Annotated in this window: 18 protein-coding genes; 7 read left to right on the forward strand and 11 right to left on the reverse strand. The window is 41.5% G+C overall.

The window, feature by feature from the left end; genetic code table 11:
* Both B4H32_RS09010 and B4H32_RS09015 read right to left on the reverse strand, forming a co-directional pair.
* On the reverse strand, positions 1 to 1474 hold a 1474-nt coding region (locus tag B4H32_RS09010; RefSeq protein ID WP_286802271.1), incomplete at its 3' end, for an ATP-binding cassette domain-containing protein.
* Between the two features lie 6 nt (positions 1475 to 1480).
* A complete protein-coding gene (locus tag B4H32_RS09015; RefSeq protein WP_004682493.1) occupies positions 1481 to 2491 on the reverse strand; it encodes an HlyD family efflux transporter periplasmic adaptor subunit in 1011 nt (336 codons plus the stop codon).
* Between the two features lie 107 nt (positions 2492 to 2598).
* Here B4H32_RS09015 and B4H32_RS09020 point away from each other — a divergent pair, with 107 nt between their 5' ends.
* The 5 genes from B4H32_RS09020 to dnaB all read left to right on the forward strand — a co-directional run bounded on the left by B4H32_RS09020 (position 2599) and on the right by dnaB (position 6135).
* Positions 2599 to 3243: a TetR/AcrR family transcriptional regulator gene (locus B4H32_RS09020; RefSeq protein WP_286802275.1), complete on the forward strand. Its 645-nt coding sequence runs from the start codon at positions 2599 to 2601 to the stop codon at positions 3241 to 3243.
* Positions 3244 to 3430: 187 nt separating this feature from the next.
* Positions 3431 to 3814: a 30S ribosomal protein S6 gene (gene rpsF / locus B4H32_RS09025; RefSeq protein ID WP_004676984.1), complete on the forward strand. Its 384-nt coding sequence runs from the start codon at positions 3431 to 3433 to the stop codon at positions 3812 to 3814.
* A gap of 11 nt (positions 3815 to 3825) precedes the next feature.
* Positions 3826 to 4053, forward strand: coding sequence for a 30S ribosomal protein S18 (gene rpsR, locus B4H32_RS09030; RefSeq protein WP_004676982.1), 228 nt, complete (start codon positions 3826 to 3828; stop codon positions 4051 to 4053).
* A 9-nt stretch (positions 4054 to 4062) separates the two neighbouring features.
* Positions 4063 to 4509 (forward strand): 50S ribosomal protein L9, encoded by a 447-nt coding sequence (gene rplI, locus B4H32_RS09035; RefSeq protein ID WP_004676981.1) that lies wholly within the window; start codon positions 4063 to 4065, stop codon positions 4507 to 4509.
* Positions 4510 to 4689: 180 nt separating this feature from the next.
* Positions 4690 to 6135, forward strand: a complete 1446-nt coding sequence (gene dnaB / locus B4H32_RS09040; protein WP_004682499.1) for a replicative DNA helicase — start codon at positions 4690 to 4692, stop codon at positions 6133 to 6135.
* A 21-nt stretch (positions 6136 to 6156) separates the two neighbouring features.
* On the opposite strand, the gene B4H32_RS09045 is transcribed toward dnaB, so the two are convergent.
* A complete protein-coding gene (locus tag B4H32_RS09045; RefSeq protein WP_286802301.1) occupies positions 6157 to 6738 on the reverse strand; it encodes a hypothetical protein in 582 nt (193 codons plus the stop codon).
* A gap of 467 nt (positions 6739 to 7205) precedes the next feature.
* Here B4H32_RS09045 and alr point away from each other — a divergent pair, with 467 nt between their 5' ends.
* Positions 7206 to 8279, forward strand: a complete 1074-nt coding sequence (gene alr / locus B4H32_RS09050; protein WP_286802287.1) for an alanine racemase — start codon at positions 7206 to 7208, stop codon at positions 8277 to 8279.
* 121 nt (positions 8280 to 8400) lie between these two features.
* Here alr and B4H32_RS09055 read toward each other — a convergent pair whose 3' ends face one another.
* The 5 genes from B4H32_RS09055 to B4H32_RS09075 form a co-directional block, all read right to left on the reverse strand.
* Positions 8401 to 8811 carry a BLUF domain-containing protein gene (locus tag B4H32_RS09055; RefSeq protein ID WP_286802289.1) on the reverse strand — a complete coding sequence of 137 codons (411 nt, stop codon included), beginning with the start codon at positions 8809 to 8811 and terminating at the stop codon, positions 8401 to 8403.
* A gap of 52 nt (positions 8812 to 8863) precedes the next feature.
* Entirely contained in the window at positions 8864 to 9598 is a 735-nt protein-coding gene (locus B4H32_RS09060; protein WP_004682506.1) for a proteasome-type protease, read from the reverse strand.
* A 16-nt stretch (positions 9599 to 9614) separates the two neighbouring features.
* On the reverse strand, positions 9615 to 10394 hold the full coding sequence (locus B4H32_RS09065) for a transglutaminase family protein (RefSeq protein ID WP_004799398.1): 780 nt from the start codon (positions 10392 to 10394) through the stop codon (positions 9615 to 9617).
* The gene (locus B4H32_RS09070; RefSeq protein WP_004761522.1) at positions 10391 to 10993 is read right to left on the reverse strand and encodes an alpha-E domain-containing protein; all 603 of its coding nucleotides are present in this window, start codon (positions 10991 to 10993) and stop codon (positions 10391 to 10393) included. Before B4H32_RS09070 ends, B4H32_RS09065 begins: the two co-directional genes overlap by 4 nt.
* A 91-nt stretch (positions 10994 to 11084) precedes the next feature.
* Positions 11085 to 12656, reverse strand: coding sequence for a circularly permuted type 2 ATP-grasp protein (locus B4H32_RS09075; protein WP_004682509.1), 1572 nt, complete (start codon positions 12654 to 12656; stop codon positions 11085 to 11087).
* A gap of 212 nt (positions 12657 to 12868) precedes the next feature.
* On the opposite strand from B4H32_RS09075, the gene B4H32_RS09080 reads away from it, so the two are divergent.
* Positions 12869 to 13870, forward strand: coding sequence for a helix-turn-helix transcriptional regulator (locus B4H32_RS09080; protein WP_004682511.1), 1002 nt, complete (start codon positions 12869 to 12871; stop codon positions 13868 to 13870).
* Between the two features lie 13 nt (positions 13871 to 13883).
* Here B4H32_RS09080 and B4H32_RS09085 read toward each other — a convergent pair whose 3' ends face one another.
* The 3 genes from B4H32_RS09085 to B4H32_RS09095 all read right to left on the reverse strand — a co-directional run.
* Positions 13884 to 14159 (reverse strand): DksA/TraR family C4-type zinc finger protein, encoded by a 276-nt coding sequence (locus B4H32_RS09085; protein ID WP_004676973.1) that lies wholly within the window; start codon positions 14157 to 14159, stop codon positions 13884 to 13886.
* 518 nt (positions 14160 to 14677) lie between these two features.
* Positions 14678 to 15997, reverse strand: coding sequence for an adenylosuccinate synthase (locus tag B4H32_RS09090; protein WP_004682514.1), 1320 nt, complete (start codon positions 15995 to 15997; stop codon positions 14678 to 14680).
* A gap of 61 nt (positions 15998 to 16058) precedes the next feature.
* On the reverse strand, positions 16059 to 16965 hold a 907-nt coding region (locus B4H32_RS09095), incomplete at its 5' end, for an ATP phosphoribosyltransferase regulatory subunit (protein ID WP_286802299.1).

Genomic DNA, 16965 nt, shown 5'->3' on the forward strand with positions numbered 1-16965 from the left:
CAGGTTGATGCAATAAGGCTGCCGCCATAGATAGACGCTGCTTAAAACCATTGGGTAAATCGCCACTTTTGGCATGTGGTTTTAACTCGAATTGTTGTAAGGCTTGGTCAATCTGTTGTTTCAGTTTTTTGCCCGATAAACCATACGCACCGCCAAAAAATTTAAGATTATCCAGTACGGTTAAATTGCCATACAAAGCAAATTTTTGTGATACATAGCCAATTTTTGCCCGTGCTTCGGCTCGTGCGGTGCGTAAATTCATACCTGCCACTTGCAACATGCCACTACTGGCAGGTAACAACCCGCATAACATGCGGAAAGTTGTGGTTTTTCCTGCACCATTTGGTCCTAATAAACCAAAAATCTCGCCACGTTGTACTTCAAATGAGGTGCTGGCAACTGCGGTAAAATCACCAAATTTGCGAACCAAATCTTTCACAATAATCACAGGCGATTGCTGTGCTGAAATTTCAGTTTGGCTCGGTAAAATTAATGTATCATCAAGATTGTTTTGTGGTTTATCCTGATGTTGTGCCTGATGTAAAAATAACATCAAGGCATCTTCCAGTTCGGGCGGTCTGGCGTGTACAACCGCACCTTGTGGCAAGTGTTCAATGGGAAATTGTGGATAATCCACTTTGCTAATAAAACGTACTACATCACCTTTCGGTACAGCATCGGTAATATATTGATGATTATCCAGTAAATACGCCTGTAAAGTTCGGGCTTTCATCTTTTCAGGCGGTTGCACCTGCCATGTTAGCCCTCGTACTTGTTCGCTGAGTTGCTGTGGTGTGCCTTGCTTTAAAACTTTACCCTCATACATCACATAAACTTCGGCACAGCGTTCAGCTTCGTCCATATAAGCCGTGCTGATGATGACGCTTAAATTTTCTTCCCGCACCAACTGCTCGATAATCAGCCATAAATCCCGTCTGGATAATGGGTCTACCCCAACACTTGGCTCATCTAACAACAGCAATTCAGGCGAACGCACCAAAGTACACGCCAAACCCAGTTTTTGCTTCATACCACCAGATAATTTTCCAGCAGGACGTTCAGTAAATCGGGCTAAATCAGTAATGCTCAATAAACGGGCAAAGCGTTCTTTCCTTACATCTTGCGGCACACCATGTAAATCGGCATATAAATCCAGATTTTCCTGAATACTTAAATCTTCATATAAGCCAAAGCGTTGCGGCATATAGCTGATGCGGTCTTGTACAGCCTGTGGATTTTTTGCCACATCAATCCCCAGCACTTCCAGCGAACCCGAGGTCGGTTGATATAAACCTGCAATCAGACGTAAAAAAGTGGTTTTTCCTGCACCATCAGGACCAACCAAGGCAGTAAGCTGCCCTGCCTGAATCTGCATATTTAAATCCTGCAATGCTGCAATATCGGGCACTTTTTTATTGTCAGATTTAAAGGTTTGCTGTAAATCGCACGCCACCACAACACGAGAATCACGCATGGTGTTTTACTCTTGTGCTATGGCTGATTGAGCAATTTTAACCGTCACAGGTTGTCCCATTTTTAACTGGTCATTCGGGTCATCAACATACACCCGTACTTCATAGACCAGCGTAGTGCGAATATCTTCGGTTTGTACGGTTTTCGGGGTAAATTCAGCGACCGAAGAAATATAACCGACTTGACCCGTCATTGGTTGATTTGGTTGAGCATCACGAATAACCTGTGCGGTTAAACCCATTTTTATCTGACTTAAATCCTTCTCGCTGGCATACACGCGTACCCATTTCGGGTCGGTTAAAGCCAGTGTATAAACTGCTTTTTGCGGTGTGGTCATATCGCCCACTTCCTGCAATCTGGCACGCACCACAGCATTGACAGGTGAACGTAATGCACTTTGTGCAATCCTGTATTGAATTAAATCCAGACTGGATTGACTCACTTCATATTGGGCTTTAGTTGCTGCCCTATCTTCCGCTCTCGTGCCTTTTTGTAAAAGTTGTAGATTGGCTTCACGCTCTTTTAAAGTCGCTGCTGCGGTTGCCTGATTACTTTTGGCATAATCCAGTTCCTGCTTGCTAATCGCTTGCCCTGCGGTACTTTGATTTAAAACCTGTAAACGCTGCAAATCCTTATTGGCTTTTTCCAGTTGGGCTTGCGCCGAAACAATCTGGGCTTTCGCTTGGGTGATTTCTTCGGGGCGTGTGCCTACGTCCTGTTTAATGATGGCTTGTTTCTGCACATCTAACTGGGCTTGAGCTTGTTTTGCCTGAATTTTTAACGCATCGGTATTCAACTGTGCCAATAGCTGCCCTTGCCGTACCTTATCGCCCTCCTGCACATTTAAACTTTGAATCCGTCCCGACTCCTCAAATGCCAGTGACACCTGACGAATATCAACGTTGCCATATAAGGTGAGCGCAGCATCTTTCTGTTCATCCCGTTGAAAAAACCATATCGCAACTGCCAAAATAGCAATCGCAATCAGCACAGATACAGCAATGGCAGTTTTTTTCATGAGCTGCAAACCTTTTTACCCTAAAGTTTAAATTAAATTTAAATTTAAACTACACCAGATTGGCAAAAAAAGATATACTTGGGCTAGAAAAATATCGTGAGGCAATCATGTCCTGTAATAGACGCAGTGATGGTGATGCAACCAAAGCCAAAATTCTGGATGCCGCAGGCAACCTGATTGCCCTACATGGCTTTGCCCAGACCAGTAACAAAGCCATTGCCCAAGCTGCCGAAGTCGATTTGGCAGCGATTAACTATCATTTCAATGGACGTGATGGCTTATATAAAGCCGTATTAATCGAAGCCCATGCACATTATATTGATGAGCAATATCTCATTGATTTGGTAGAAAGTGCATTGATACCAGAAGAAAAGTTACAGCAATTTTTTAAAACTTTAATTGAAAAAATCTGTGACACAGGACAATGGCATAGCAAAGTTTTTATTCGGGAACTCTTGTCCTCATCCATTTATTTACAGGATTTTATGCAGCATGAAGTTACCAGAAAACTACGATTGATACAAAATATCATTTGTCAGATTTCGGGAATAGACGAACAGCATCCTATGCTACTACCAATGACATTAAGCGTAGTTGCGCCCTGTATGATGTTAATTATTGCCACCAGTACCCATATTCCACATAGTCCATTGCTTCCCATTATCCATCTGCCACCAGAACAATTGGCCCGACATTTTAGCCAGTTTGCTTTAGCTGGGTTACAAGCCAATTTCCCAAACCACATAAAATAAGCTACTTCTCTCTTGCCAATGTATTCTACACTGTTTAGATCATCACAAAACGCCAATATAACTTGCGATTTAAACCAAACATGACTAGAATTGTCGCTTCGCAATTTGCGACATAACTAAATTAGTTATGACTCCTTGCTTCTGGCTTTATCAAGTCAGGGGCTGCTTAAACCGTAAGGAGCTGACAATGCGTCACTACGAAATCGTACTATTGGTACACCCAGACCAAAGCGATCAAGTTGTAGGTATGGTTGAACGCTATATCTCTCAGATCAAAGAAGCTGAAGGTCAAATTCACCGTTTAGAAGATTGGGGCCGTCGCCAATTGGCTTACCCAATTAACAAGATTCATAAAGCACACTACATTCTTATGAATGTTGAATGTGGTCAAACGACTCTTGATGAACTAGAAGAATTGTTCCGTTATAACGACGCGATCATTCGCAACATCATCATCCGTCGTGAACACGCAATCACTGAAGAATCTCTACTTGCGAAAAGTGCTGAAGAAAAACGTGCCCGTAAGGCGCAACGTGAAGAAGCACAACACGCAGTTCAAGAAGCTGAATAAGGAGAACATCAATGGCACGTTTTTACCGTCGTCGCAAGTTCTGCCGCTTTACAGCTGAGAAAGTTGCGTACATCGACTACAAAGATATCGACACTTTAAAACAGTACATCACTGAAAACGGCAAGATCGTTCCTAGCCGTATTACAGGTACTAAAGCTCGTTATCAACGTCAATTAGCGTTAGCGATTAAACAAGCGCGCTATTTAGCGTTGATTCCTTACACTGACAATCATAAGTGAGGTTGAGCCGTGGATATTATCTTATTACAACGCATTAAGAACCTTGGTAAATTGGGCGACAAAGTATCAGTTAAAGCTGGTTACGGTCGTAACTTCCTGATCCCTCAAGGTAAAGCTGTAGCTGCAACTGAAGCAAACACTGCTGCTTTTGAAGCTCGTCGTGCTGAACTTGAAAAACAGGAAGCTGCTATTTTGGCTGCTGCAAATGCACGTGCTGAACAATTAAACGAAGTGAATATCGTCATCACAGCTAAAGCTGGTGATGAAGGTAAACTTTTCGGTTCGATCGGTACTCGTGACATCGCTGATGCCTTGACCAATGCTGGTCTTGCTGTAGACCGTGCAGAAGTTCGTTTACCAAACGGTGCGCTTCGTCACACTGGTGAATTCAACATCGCAATCCAATTGCACCATGATGTTGTTGCTGAAGTTCTCGTTACAATCGTATCTGAGTAATTTTTGCAAAGAAAAGGGCATGTTTTTACATGCCCTTTTTTACGTCTCAATTTTGCCAAAACCATCAAGCTGTATTTTCACCACTTACACAATTTTCTTCCAATTAAACCCTCCTGTCTGCATCCATTTGGATTAAGATAGTCACTCTTTTACGGTTTCATCTTTTTATTAGGTCTTGTTATGTCACAGGCAAATGCCAGTTTTGCAAAAAATACTCCAAAGACAGAGAGTAACGTGAATGACTCAGGTCAATTGAAAGAATTTAGAACGCCACCGCATAATCTGGCGATTGAACAGGCAGTACTGGCGGCTTTAATGACGGTTGCTGAATCATTTGAACAAGTCGGTGACTTGCTGAAAGAGAATGATTTTTATGCCACACGCCATAAATATATTTACCGTGCCATTGAAAAACTGGCACAGGAAAACTCGCCTTATGACGCGGTTCTGGTCAATGACTGGTTACTCAAGCAAAACCTGCTGGATGCGATTGGTGGTGAAGAGTATTTAATGCAATTGATGGCAGATTCTCCATCAAGCTTCTATAACCTTGAAATCTATGCCAGTAAGATTAAGGAATTTTCAACCTTACGCAGCATGATCAAGGTCAGCACAGATATTTTACAAAATGCCTATGACACCAAGGGCCGTCCTGTCAGCGAAATTCTGGACTTGGCTGAAACCAATATTTTCTCTCTGGCAGAACAGCATAACAACAATAAAAAGGATTCAGGCCCAAAATCAATCAGTTCAGTCACTGCGGATGTGATTAGCAAACTGGATGAGCTGTCCAAAATGGATGGCAATATCACAGGCCTTTCCACAGGTTTCCTTGAACTGGACAATAAAACCTATGGGATGCAGGCAGGTGATTTAATTATTGTCGCGGCTCGTCCCTCTATGGGTAAAACCACATTTGCCATGAATCTGGTTGAAAGCGTTTTATTTAACAGCAATCTTCCTGCCCTTGTTTACTCAATGGAGATGCCTGCGGATTCCATCGCCATGCGTTTGATTTCCTCCTATGGCAAAGTGCATCAAGGCCATCTGCGTTCAGGTAAGCTGGATGGAGATGAATGGTCAAAGGTTACAGGCACGATTTTGCAGTTACAGGAAAAACATCTTTATATTGATGATTCCTCTGCTCTGCCACCAACGGAGGTTCGGGCACGTGCCAGACGTATTGCTAAAATGCATGATGGAAAAATTGGCTGCATCATGGTCGATTACTTGCAGTTAATGAAAGTGCCAGGTATGGGTGATAACCGTGTTGGTGAGATTTCGGAAATTTCCCGAAGCCTGAAAGCATTGGCAAAAGAAATGCAATGTCCAGTAATTGCTCTCTCACAGCTGAACCGTTCCTTAGAGAACCGACCTAATAAACGCCCTGTGATGTCAGACTTGCGTGAATCTGGTGCAATTGAACAGGATGCGGACTTAATCATGTTTATTTACCGTGACGAAGTCTACAATAAAGAATCTAAAGAAGCAGGCACAGCCGAAATTATTATTGGTAAACAGCGTAACGGCCCAATTGGTACGGTGCGTCTTGCTTTTGAAGGACAATATACGCGTTTTAGTAACTTATCTCCTGAGTATTATGCTCAGTATGATGATGAAGAGTAATGCCTGCATTGCTCTTTTTTATTAAAACCATGATTTAATCTGACTTATTAACTTTGCCCACCATAGTTTCCAGCTTGAGAGTAAATTCGAATCTTGGCTATTTTCTTCCATTTCAAATGATGGAAATGCTTTATTGAGTTGTTCACATGTTGGATATTTTTGTTGAAGTTGTGCTAAGTAATGTGATTGATCATATTGTATAAATCCATCTAATATACCAATCGTTTTGATACCAATTGTTTTCCGCCCCCCGATTGCACACTTTGCCATCTGTCGATTCCAAGCTAAAAACGGCTGCACTGGTCTAGAAACACTGAGCTGATTATGAGCACAACTCAAAGTTGCAAATGAAGTAATTTGATATTGTTCAAGTTTAGCAAAGTCAGGAGTATAAGCTAAACCGATGATCAAACTGCCCTTTTCAATATTTTGACTAGAAAATGTACTTTTCCATTGTGTAGGTTTTTTATATTTAACTTCATCTAGTTTTGAGCGAAAAATAAATTGACCTGAACTCAGTTGAAAGATGAAGTCTGAACTCCCCTGTACTGGCAGTGAACCGTAGTAACGGGCAATAAATACATCATTGGGTGAATGTGGCATACAAGCCATAACTGACTGACAGAAAAATAATGTACTCCATCCCAGATAACAAAATATTTTCATCATTTATTCAGCATATCCTTGTTTAAAATGCATTGTTTAATCTCTCTTTGAGTTCATTTAAATTACAAACCCACGCTCCACCATCATCTGATTCTTGCCCTAACTCGTAAAGTTCAGAATTTTCCTAAGTGGGAGCATCTAACGCCATGATAGCTTTTAGAATGTATAGTTTTATATGGAAAATAAAGCCTGAAACTTTTACAAATTATTTGCAATCAATAACCTAATAGATTTTTCGATCTTAAGTTAATTTATGATCAAAAACCTAGATGTTCATGTCTATTTGAGCTTGATAAGTCTACAATAGTGAATATTTTTAAATAGAACTATTTTTTGTATTTATTTATCACTCAACAGTGTATCTAACACAAATTACCAATTGTCATTCCCAAGGAGTAACGAGGGTGCGCCAAGCAACAGTTTATATTGACAGTCAGGCACTGCAATATAATTTAAACCGTGTCAAACAACTTGCCCCAACAGCGAAAATTGTCAGCATGGTCAAGGCCAATGCTTACGGACATGGTGTAAAAGAATGCTTAGCAGCCTTAAAGGATAGCGATGCTTTCGGTGTCGCTTGCGTTGAAGAAGCCTTAGAAATCCGAGAGTTGGGATATGCACAGCCCATCACCCTGATTGAAGGTGTTTTTTCTGCCGATGAAATGCAAAGTGTGCTGGCACACAAATTAGAATGTGTTGTTCATCAGACCCTGCAGGTTGAATGGTTAATTGCCCATAAAGATCATTATAACGCTTTGAACCTAAAGGTCTGGGTAAAGCTGAATAGCGGTATGAATCGCTTGGGTTTTAAAGCGACAGAAATTATTGAAGTGATTCAACGCTTAAAATCACATGGTTTTACCTGTGTACTCACCATGCACTTTGCCAACGCTGATTCAGATCATCCATTAAATGAACAACAAAAAAACCAGTTTCTACAAGTAAAACAAGCATGTGAACCGATTCTGGCATCGTGTTGCAATTCTGCGGCAATCTATAAATATCCTGAACTACATTTCGACTTTGTTCGTCCAGGGATCATGTTGTATGGTGCAACGCCTTTTGCCGATCAAAACGTCCATACGCTTGATCTCAAACCTGTGATGACATTTAGTGCTAGAATTATTGCGCTTAATTCTATTCAACAAGGCGAATCTGTAGGTTACGGTTCAACCTTTACAGCAGCACAGCCTATGAAGATTGCCATTGTCTCAATTGGCTATGGTGATGGTTATCCAAGAGCATATATCAAACCAAATTTTGTGGCGATTAATCACCAATTAGTTCCTTTGATCGGACGTGTAAGCATGGATATGATTGCCATTGATGTCACTGGTTTGCACGTTGAATTAGGCACGCAAGTTGAATTATGGGGCAAACACCGTTTGGTAGATGATGTCGCTACCGCAAATGGCACCATTGGCTATGAACTGTTATGTCGCTTGAGCCAACGTCCAAAACGTCAGCTCTTGTATTAAGCAGATTAAAAGATAGGTCAGGAATTTATGATTACTGACCTATCCGATGTATTATAAAAATTAGCTTAAACCAAAAACAAGCACAAACCAATATCTTGGATTTTTAAGCCACTTCACCCATTTATATATCCGCAAGCAATGGAATCAATGCTGCAATCAAACCCTCATTTAACAAATAGGGATTAAACTCGGCCTGTTGTAGATGCTGCTGGAAAAACTCTGAAACTTGACTATTTTTCCGCACAAATTTCATTGACCAATCTTTGAAATGACCTTGTGAGATGCGTTGAGGATTAAAAATATAAATCTGATGATGGCGAGGATCTTTCTTGATTTTATCAAGCAGTTCCAAAATAACTGATTGTTCTCCCTCCAGACACTGGAAAAAATAACCATCTGCAAAGTACAGCACACCATGTATATTATTCACATAATTAAAATGGTGTGCCTCATTTAAAACTTCTCTTAAATCAAGTGGCAAATATGATTTTTCAGAAGTACTGGTACTGGCATAACAAAGTTGAAATATCATTTTTTTCTTACACTTATAAAGCATTTTAGTTCATTATGCCTGTCTTTGCTGACTAGCCCCAATAATCTACTGTTGGTTTTGGTAGTTCCTGCAAACCACGGCGCAAGGTATCAGACCACTGCTTACTAATTTGGCTAAAGTAAGGGTCTTCCTCACTGATGCGCTTGCCCTCTGGAATCATAAAACTGTCTTTATGATAGACCAACGCGTCTAAAGGTAATCCAACAGAAACATTAGACCTTAATGTTGAATCAAAAGAGATCAAACTGCAACGTAATGCATCATCTAATGGCATCGTATAGTGCAGTGCACGATCTAAAATTGGCTTTCCATATTTACTTTCACCAATCTGAAAATATGGTGTATCAGTTGTGGCACAAATAAAATTGCCTTGAGGATAGACATTATAAAGTTGCATCTCATCACCCTGTATCTGTCCACCTACCAAAATACTACAGGAATAATTCATCTGTTCCTGAGTATCAGTCGTAACATCCTCAAGCACCTTACGCAAAGTCTTCCCAATTAATTCAGCAACTTCAAACATGGTATTTGCGCTATATAAATTTGGCTCTTGATGTAATGCTAAAGCATTTTGTAAATGACCAATAACAGCTTGGGTTGTTGCTAAATTACCTGCCGTTTGCAATGCAATAAAACGCTCACCCTCAATACCAAAGGTATGTAATTTACGAAATACAGAAATATGATCGACCCCTGCATTAGTTCGAGTATCACTAATCAATACCAAACCTTGCTCTAATCTTAATGCACAACAATAGGTCATCTTTCTCTCTTCACACTCAACAAGCCAAAACTTGAACACTGGATGTCATACTTTCAATGCCACCCTGTTCACGCACACCCCGTACGGGCGCAACATCCAGATAATCACGGCCAATTGCAACATAGATATGACTTTTGGGTGTAAATATCTGGTTACTGATATCGAAACAATACCATTCATTTTCCACAAAAACTTCTGCCCATGCATGACTGGCAAGGTGTGGCTGGTTTTGGTCATACAAATAGCCAGACACATAACGGGCTGGTAATTGTAACGCACGACACATGGCAATGAACACATGTGCATGATCCTGACATACACCTTGCCCAGCATAAAATGAATCTATTGCAGAAGTCGTTACAGATGTGCTTTCAGGCTGATAAGGGATGTGCTGTAAAATCTGCTCTGCCAGTAACACAAGATGATGGCGGTCGTTCACCTTTACAATGGTCTGGGCAAAATCCCGCATCATTAAGTCGCAACAGGTCATGTTTGTGCCCTGTAAAAACAATATTGGTGAAACACCAGTGTCCACATAACCCAGTTCAGTATCATACAAATCAACAACCCCCTGCGCCATAATGGTCAGGTAATGGTAGTCATGTCGCTGGCTTGCCGTAATCCAGAGGTTGTTAAAGGCATCAAGTTTACTGGTGTATTGCCCTGGAACGCAAATATGCCAGGACTCAACCAACTGGTGCCGTGAACTCTGCGGTATCATTTTAATCGACTGCACACTATTCCGTGCAGCCTGCGTATAATGATAATGCGTTTGGTGATTCACCATCAGTTTCATGCGAACGCCTCAAATTGATTTTCCAGTTTATAGGTAAATGCATAAAACTGGTTCAAGTCAGGTTGATTTTTCAATATTTTCCAACTTGGTTGCAAGTCATCCCAACCTAAATGAAATAATCGTTCAATCACTGGATCAGTCTTCTTCAGCACATCATGAATATTATGCTGCAACCGAAAACAGGTATCAATTTGCTCCATACCCTGTCCAATATGGAAAAATAAAGCAATATCCTCTTGTTCTGTTTTCAGGATTGCACAACATTCCTTTACGATATTCTGGATAGTTGGCACATCAGACACGACATTTTTTATTAAGTGGTTCAGCTCAGCATAAGTTTCAGAACTCAACAATCCCCTAAGCTCCTGAATATTATCCCGAGCAATCTCAAGCTGGCTCATCAAGGAATATGGCTGTTGCCGATCCAGCATAAATTGGTTCAAACTTTCAGCATCATCAATATGCAGACACAATGCCTGTGCAAATCTTGCTGCCTGTTGGTCATCTGTAAAGGGCAAATGACTCGCCATATACTCAATACGAAATAAATAACGACCTAACCAATAAATATGTTGAGCACTTGAGCTAAGTAAAAGCATAAATCTCCTCCCTTATTAATCATAAATTCCTGTGAAATATCGCACTGCACACAAAGGATATGTGCAATGTTATTGCTGCATAGGAAAGATGTTAGGAGTGCAGCGATTCCACCACCCAGGTATCCTTAATGCCGCCACCCTGAGAAGAGTTGACCACCAGCGAACCTGCCTGCATAGCCACCCGCGTTAATCCTCCTGGCACAATTTCCGTACGGTAAGGTGAACTCAATACAAATGGGCGTAAATCAATATGTCGCTCAGCAACGCCATCTGTGGTCAATGTCGGTGCAACTGACAGTGCCAAGGTTGGCTGTGCAATATATAAATGCGGGGTCTGCATAATTTTCTGTCTAAATTGCTCAATTTGCTGTTGATCCGCTTGAGGCCCAATCAACATGCCATATCCACCTGAACCCTGTGCTTCCTTAACCACCAACTTTTCCAGATTGTTGAGCACATAATCCAGTTGTTCACTGTCTCGGCATTGATAAGTAGGCACATTACTTAAAATCGGGGTTTCTCCCAGATAATACTGAATCATTTGGTCAACATAAGGATAGATTGACTTGTCATCAGCAACCCCTGTTCCTGGTGCATTAGCAATCACCACATTGTTCTGTAGATAGGCCGACATCAAACCCGCCACACCAAGCGTACTGTCAGCACGGAATACCAGTGGGTCTAGAAACTCATCATCAACACGGCGATAAATCACATCCACCTGCTGACGGCCACGAATGGTTTTTGCAAAGACCTTGTCATTCTCAACAAAAAGATCACGACTTGTCACCAGCGGCACATCCATTTCACGCGCCAAAAAGGCGTGTTCATAGTAGGCACTGTTAAAACGGCCTGGAGTCAGCACCACAATAAAGGGCTTATCAACATAGGCATTCTCTTCCAGAATAGCCCTTAATAAAGTTGGGTATTGTTCAATCCCCTGTAAATTATTGCTACTGCACAAATCAGGCATCAATTTTTGGCTGATTTTTCGGCTTTCCAGCATATAAGACACCCCTGATGGCGTTCTTAAATTGTCCTCAAGCACAAAGAAATCACCTCGCCCATCTCGAATAATGTCTATGCCGCTGATTTGTGAATAAACCTTGCCTTTAAGATGATGCCTGAGCATATGCGGCTGAAAGGCTTCATGTGCCATCACCTGATGTGCGGGAATCAGCCCATCCTTAAGAATGTTTTGTTCATGGTAAATGTCATCCAGAAATAGATTTAGCGCCTTAACACGTTGTGCACAGCCTGATGATATTTTCTCCCATTGTTTTTTCTCAATGACACGCGGGATTAAGTCATAAGGAATGGTCCGCTCTGTTCCCTCCTGATCCCCATACACATTAAAGGTGATACCCTGATACAAAAAATGCTGCTTTGCCTGCGCTCCCAGCACCTTTAACTCATCAAGGCTACGGATACTTAACCATTGTTCAATCTTTTTTGATGCCTCTCCATTAAAGCTCTTATCATCGAGCATTTCATTAAAAAATTGTGATTTGAGTTGTTCAAACAGGTTAGTGGTAATACTGCTCAGCTCTGGAATATCTGGAATATCTGGAATAAATGTGGACGAATATACCGAAACCGCTGCCGTTTGGTCTGGAGAATAATAATCTGTACTGATATTTAGATTGTGTTCTTGTTCTGGCATAGAAACCTCATCTCATCATTTATTTATCTCTTAAGTAAGCAATTTCAATGCCACCTATATAAAATGATCATTTTTGAAGCAGTTTTAAAAGTTTTAAGCAAATCTGCATTGGTTTCAGTCGTAAATACGTAATCTAAATGTGATGTACTTGCTAAATAATCGGAGTTTTTTTATTGTGTCAGCTCTAGCTCATTGAATTGCATATTACGCCTATGTCATCCATACAAGAAAAAGAAACGTCAAACAGCCTTTATCGTCAATGGCAAATCTTGTCCCGCCTTTCTACGGGTAAATGGATGGGCACGCGTGAATTGCAGGAAATTCTGGAACGTGAGGGTATTGAGATTAGTTTGCGTACGATTCAACGTGACTTAAATCAAATTTCACAGCGTTTTCCCATTGAAAGCAATAAAACGGTTCCGCAAGGCTGGCGCTGGCGTTCAGACGCGCCCATCCAGAGTTTGCCGCACATGACCAGCTCACAGGCGGTCACCTTTATGATGGTGGAAGAGCATTTACGCCATTTGCTTCCACCCAGCTTGCTTGAAGAAATGATGCCGTGGTTCGACTTGGCAAAACGCAGTCTTTCCACACAAAACAATGTCAGACAATGGATCAACCGTGTGCGCATTGTTCCAGCGACACAGCCGCTCATTCCGCCAATTGTGGATAAACATGCACAGCAGGCAATTTATGAGGGACTGTTACAAGACAAGCAAATTGAATGTATCTATCGTGCCAGAACCCATCAGGGAGAAGATAAAACCTATATCCTCAATCCTCTGGCACTGGTACAAAAAGGTGCAGTGATTTATTTAATCTGTACCAGAAATGATAAAACTGAAGTGCAAACTTTTGCCCTGCACCGTTTTAAGGCAGCCACGGTTCTGGATAGTCGGGCACTGCATCCTGTCAATTTTGATATTGATCATTACATTGACTCAGGTGCACTGGGTTTCCGCGTGGATTACAGCAAACCAACTGAACAAATTCAGTTAAAGCTAACCATGACGGAAAATACAGCCAAAAGCTTTTATGAAAGCCAGTTGAGCAAAGACCAGACCATTACGGCACTAGAGGAAAATATTGTTGAGGTGAACGCAACGGTTCCCTTTACGTCTCAACTGGTGTGGTGGTTACGCAGCTTTGGTAAAAAGCTGCTCAATATTGAACCGAGCATTGTATATAATGCTGTGAAAGAGATAGAAGATTAACAAGGCAAAAGATTTAACGTAATTGACTATCCTTACTTCCCCGCCGATTAAATAGTTCCAGTGCTTTGCTCTTTTCCTCAAGTTGTTGCTGGCAACGAATACAATATTTCACGCCTTTCATCGCTTCACGGCGGGCTTGAGGAATGGGCTCGCCACATTCTTCACAATATAGGGCGGCTTCTCCATCTTCATTATGAGAAAGACCTTGTCTTGCTTTTGCAATCGCATCATGAATTGTTGCATCAATCTGCTCCTGCTCTGCACCGTCACGTGCCCAACCACCTGCCATTGCTGATCCCGTTTCATTTTTATATCTTGTCAATTTAAAATTCTAAGACCATTTTATTTAGCTCACAATACGATTATGTATACTGATTACAACTGCTGTGCTATCCACTCCAAAACATAAGAGTTTTTATTTTTAGAAAAAAATAAGGGAATCAATAGATTCCCCTAGATTTGTTATTAAAATTTTATTTAATATTCAGGATTATTCTTATTGTATCAAAATGTTCAAACCAATTCCTTTCCCCACCTGATCAGAACTGGTTTGTACCCTTTTAATCGCCTTGATATAATCTAACATTGGCATGCCAGTTCATATCCATTATAGCGAATTGTTTTTTTCGTCATGGTTAAACCCCTCTTTGTTTGAATGTAGAGTGAATATAACGGGGATTTTCCACGCTGTGAAATAACAATGACTGGAATAAAAAGCTGATTTTTTGCTAGATATTTTTGATATATAAATCCATAAAAATAAAAAAGCCCCTTTTAAAAAGAGGCTTTTGACGTTATCTATTCAATTTAAGCTGAAAATGGATGACGTAAAATAATGGTTTCCGCACGGTCTGGACCTGTAGAAACGATATCAATTGGGCATTCAATGAGCTGCTCAAGACGTTTTACATAAGCCAAGGCATTCGCAGGAAGTTGATCAATTTGAGTTAAGCCTACTGTAGACTCACTCCAACCTGGCATTGTTTCATAGATTGGTTTTAAGCTTTCAAATGAAACTGCATCAGAAGAACCTGCACAGCCTGAATCAACATCTTCATAACCTACACAGATTTTGATTTCTTCTAAACCATCCAATACATCAAGCTTGGTTAGGCAGATACCAGACAACGAATTCACTTCAACTGAACGGCGTAGAATTTCCGCATCAAACCAACCACAACGGCGTTGACGACCAGTAGACGCACCAAATTCATGACCTACTGTACCCAAATGACGACCAATCGCATCACCTGTATCTGTCGCAGCATCATAATGCAACTCAGTTGGGAATGGACCAGCACCTACACGTGTTGTGTAGGCTTTGGTAATACCCAACACATAGTCTAAATGTAAAGGACCCATACCAGAACCAGAGCTTACGCCACCCGCAGTTGTATTAGAACTTGTTACAAATGGATAAGTACCATGATCGATGTCAAGCAGTGAACCTTGTGCACCTTCAAACATGATTGCTTTACCCTCTTTACGGTAATCATGCAACACTTTGGTTACGTCAATTACCAACGGGGCAAGAACTTCACGCCATTCGTTGCAAAGTGCCAACACATCTTCAAACTTAACTTCTTCAACGCCATAGAATTGAGAAAGCTGGAAGTTATGAAGCTCAAGCATTTCCTTGAGTTTTTCTTCCAAATTAGCGCCACCACGAACCAAGTCTGCAACGCGTACCGCACGACGGGCAACTTTATCTTCGTATGCTGGGCCAATACCACGACCTGTTGTACCAATCTTGGCATTACCACGTTTTTTCTCACGGGCCTGATCAAGTGCAATATGGTTTGGCAAAATCAACGGACAGTTTGGAGAAATACGCAGACGCTCTTTTACAGGTACGCCTTCCTCTTCCAAAATCGCCATTTCCTTGATCAGTGCTTCAGGAGAAAGAACAACACCATTACCAATTAAGCACAATACGTTGTCACGTAAGATACCTGATGGAATGAGGTGTAATACAGTCTTCTTACCACCGACCACAAGCGTATGTCCTGCATTGTGCCCGCCCTGGTAGCGTACGACCGCAGCCGCCTGATCTGTGAGCAGGTCGACGATCTTACCTTTACCCTCGTCGCCCCATTGGGTACCCAGTACCACAACATTTTTGCCCATAATAGCCTCATTACATCATGCTGTTAGAATTGGAAACCAAGTTGTTTTTACAACTCGGCAATTAAATTTTTTCAATGATCCATTGCCCATTTTGCAACACCATTTGGTGGGTTGCATAAGGCACTGAACTTAACTCATCATTACCCAGCAACTGCACCACACGCGAACCATTCGCCCGTGCATCTGCAATCGCGGTTAATAAATCCTGATCATTTCCTTTTGGCGCAACGACAGTTTCAATTTCAGCAAACTGTGTAGCACCCAAGGCATATAAGTCACAACTAAAGCCTGTGGCTGGGCGTGCACGGCCAAAGTGCTCACCAATACCATCATAACGTCCACCCTGCGCAAGCGGCGCAGCACGATTCGGTGCATAAATGGCATACATCAGGCCCGTATGGTAGTGATAACTACGCAACTCAACCACATCGATTCCAATATTCAGATTCGACCAACGTGACTGAATTTGAGTGAATGTTGTTTTCAATGCATCAAACGCATTTTTAAAATCAGCATCACTTAAAATGTCATGGCTTAAATGTGCCTGTAATGCATTAAGGTCACTTGCATAGCGACCTAGAGCATAAAAATCATTACCCATTGGCAAGCTTTGAGTAAATTCTTCTAATTCTGGTAAAGCCTTACGCTGATATAAATCAGACAGCTGGCTTTCAGTGTTTTTATTTAAACCAGCACGTTTCACCAAACTACGAAATAAACCGACATGACCTAAATCCAGATGAACACCTTGCAAACTGTCAGTTTTCTCCAACAGGCCCAGCATGACATCAATCATCTCCACATCAGCTTCGATGCTGTCATGACCATATAGCTCCGCACCCAACTGGAGTGGAGCGCGTGTTGCATTAAAATTCTGTGGTTTGGTATGAAGAACTGTACCTGCATAGCAGTAACGGGCAACGCCTTCAATTGGACGAACATGCGCATCAATACGTGCAACTTGCGGT

The organism is Acinetobacter sp. UBA2063 (assembly GCF_002333245.1).
Lineage (GTDB): Bacteria > Pseudomonadota > Gammaproteobacteria > Pseudomonadales > Moraxellaceae > Acinetobacter > Acinetobacter parvus.

Coding starts and splice junctions, on each gene's coding strand:
- B4H32_RS09020 (WP_286802275.1), top strand. CDS start 2,599: ATGTCCTGTAATAGACGCAGTGATGGTGATGCAACCAAAGCCAAAATT.
- B4H32_RS09065 (WP_004799398.1), bottom strand. CDS start 10,394: ATGAAACTGATGGTGAATCACCAAACGCATTATCATTATACGCAGGCT.
- B4H32_RS09080 (WP_004682511.1), top strand. CDS start 12,869: ATGTCATCCATACAAGAAAAAGAAACGTCAAACAGCCTTTATCGTCAA.
- B4H32_RS09075 (WP_004682509.1), bottom strand. CDS start 12,656: ATGCCAGAACAAGAACACAATCTAAATATCAGTACAGATTATTATTCT.
- B4H32_RS09015 (WP_004682493.1), bottom strand. CDS start 2,491: ATGAAAAAAACTGCCATTGCTGTATCTGTGCTGATTGCGATTGCTATT.
- B4H32_RS09060 (WP_004682506.1), bottom strand. CDS start 9,598: ATGACCTATTGTTGTGCATTAAGATTAGAGCAAGGTTTGGTATTGATT.
- B4H32_RS09070 (WP_004761522.1), bottom strand. CDS start 10,993: ATGCTTTTACTTAGCTCAAGTGCTCAACATATTTATTGGTTAGGTCGT.
- dnaB (WP_004682499.1), top strand. CDS start 4,690: ATGTCACAGGCAAATGCCAGTTTTGCAAAAAATACTCCAAAGACAGAG.
- B4H32_RS09055 (WP_286802289.1), bottom strand. CDS start 8,811: ATGATATTTCAACTTTGTTATGCCAGTACCAGTACTTCTGAAAAATCA.
- rpsF (WP_004676984.1), top strand. CDS start 3,431: ATGCGTCACTACGAAATCGTACTATTGGTACACCCAGACCAAAGCGAT.
- B4H32_RS09045 (WP_286802301.1), bottom strand. CDS start 6,738: ATGCCACATTCACCCAATGATGTATTTATTGCCCGTTACTACGGTTCA.
- B4H32_RS09085 (WP_004676973.1), bottom strand. CDS start 14,159: ATGGCAGGTGGTTGGGCACGTGACGGTGCAGAGCAGGAGCAGATTGAT.
- rpsR (WP_004676982.1), top strand. CDS start 3,826: ATGGCACGTTTTTACCGTCGTCGCAAGTTCTGCCGCTTTACAGCTGAG.
- B4H32_RS09090 (WP_004682514.1), bottom strand. CDS start 15,997: ATGGGCAAAAATGTTGTGGTACTGGGTACCCAATGGGGCGACGAGGGT.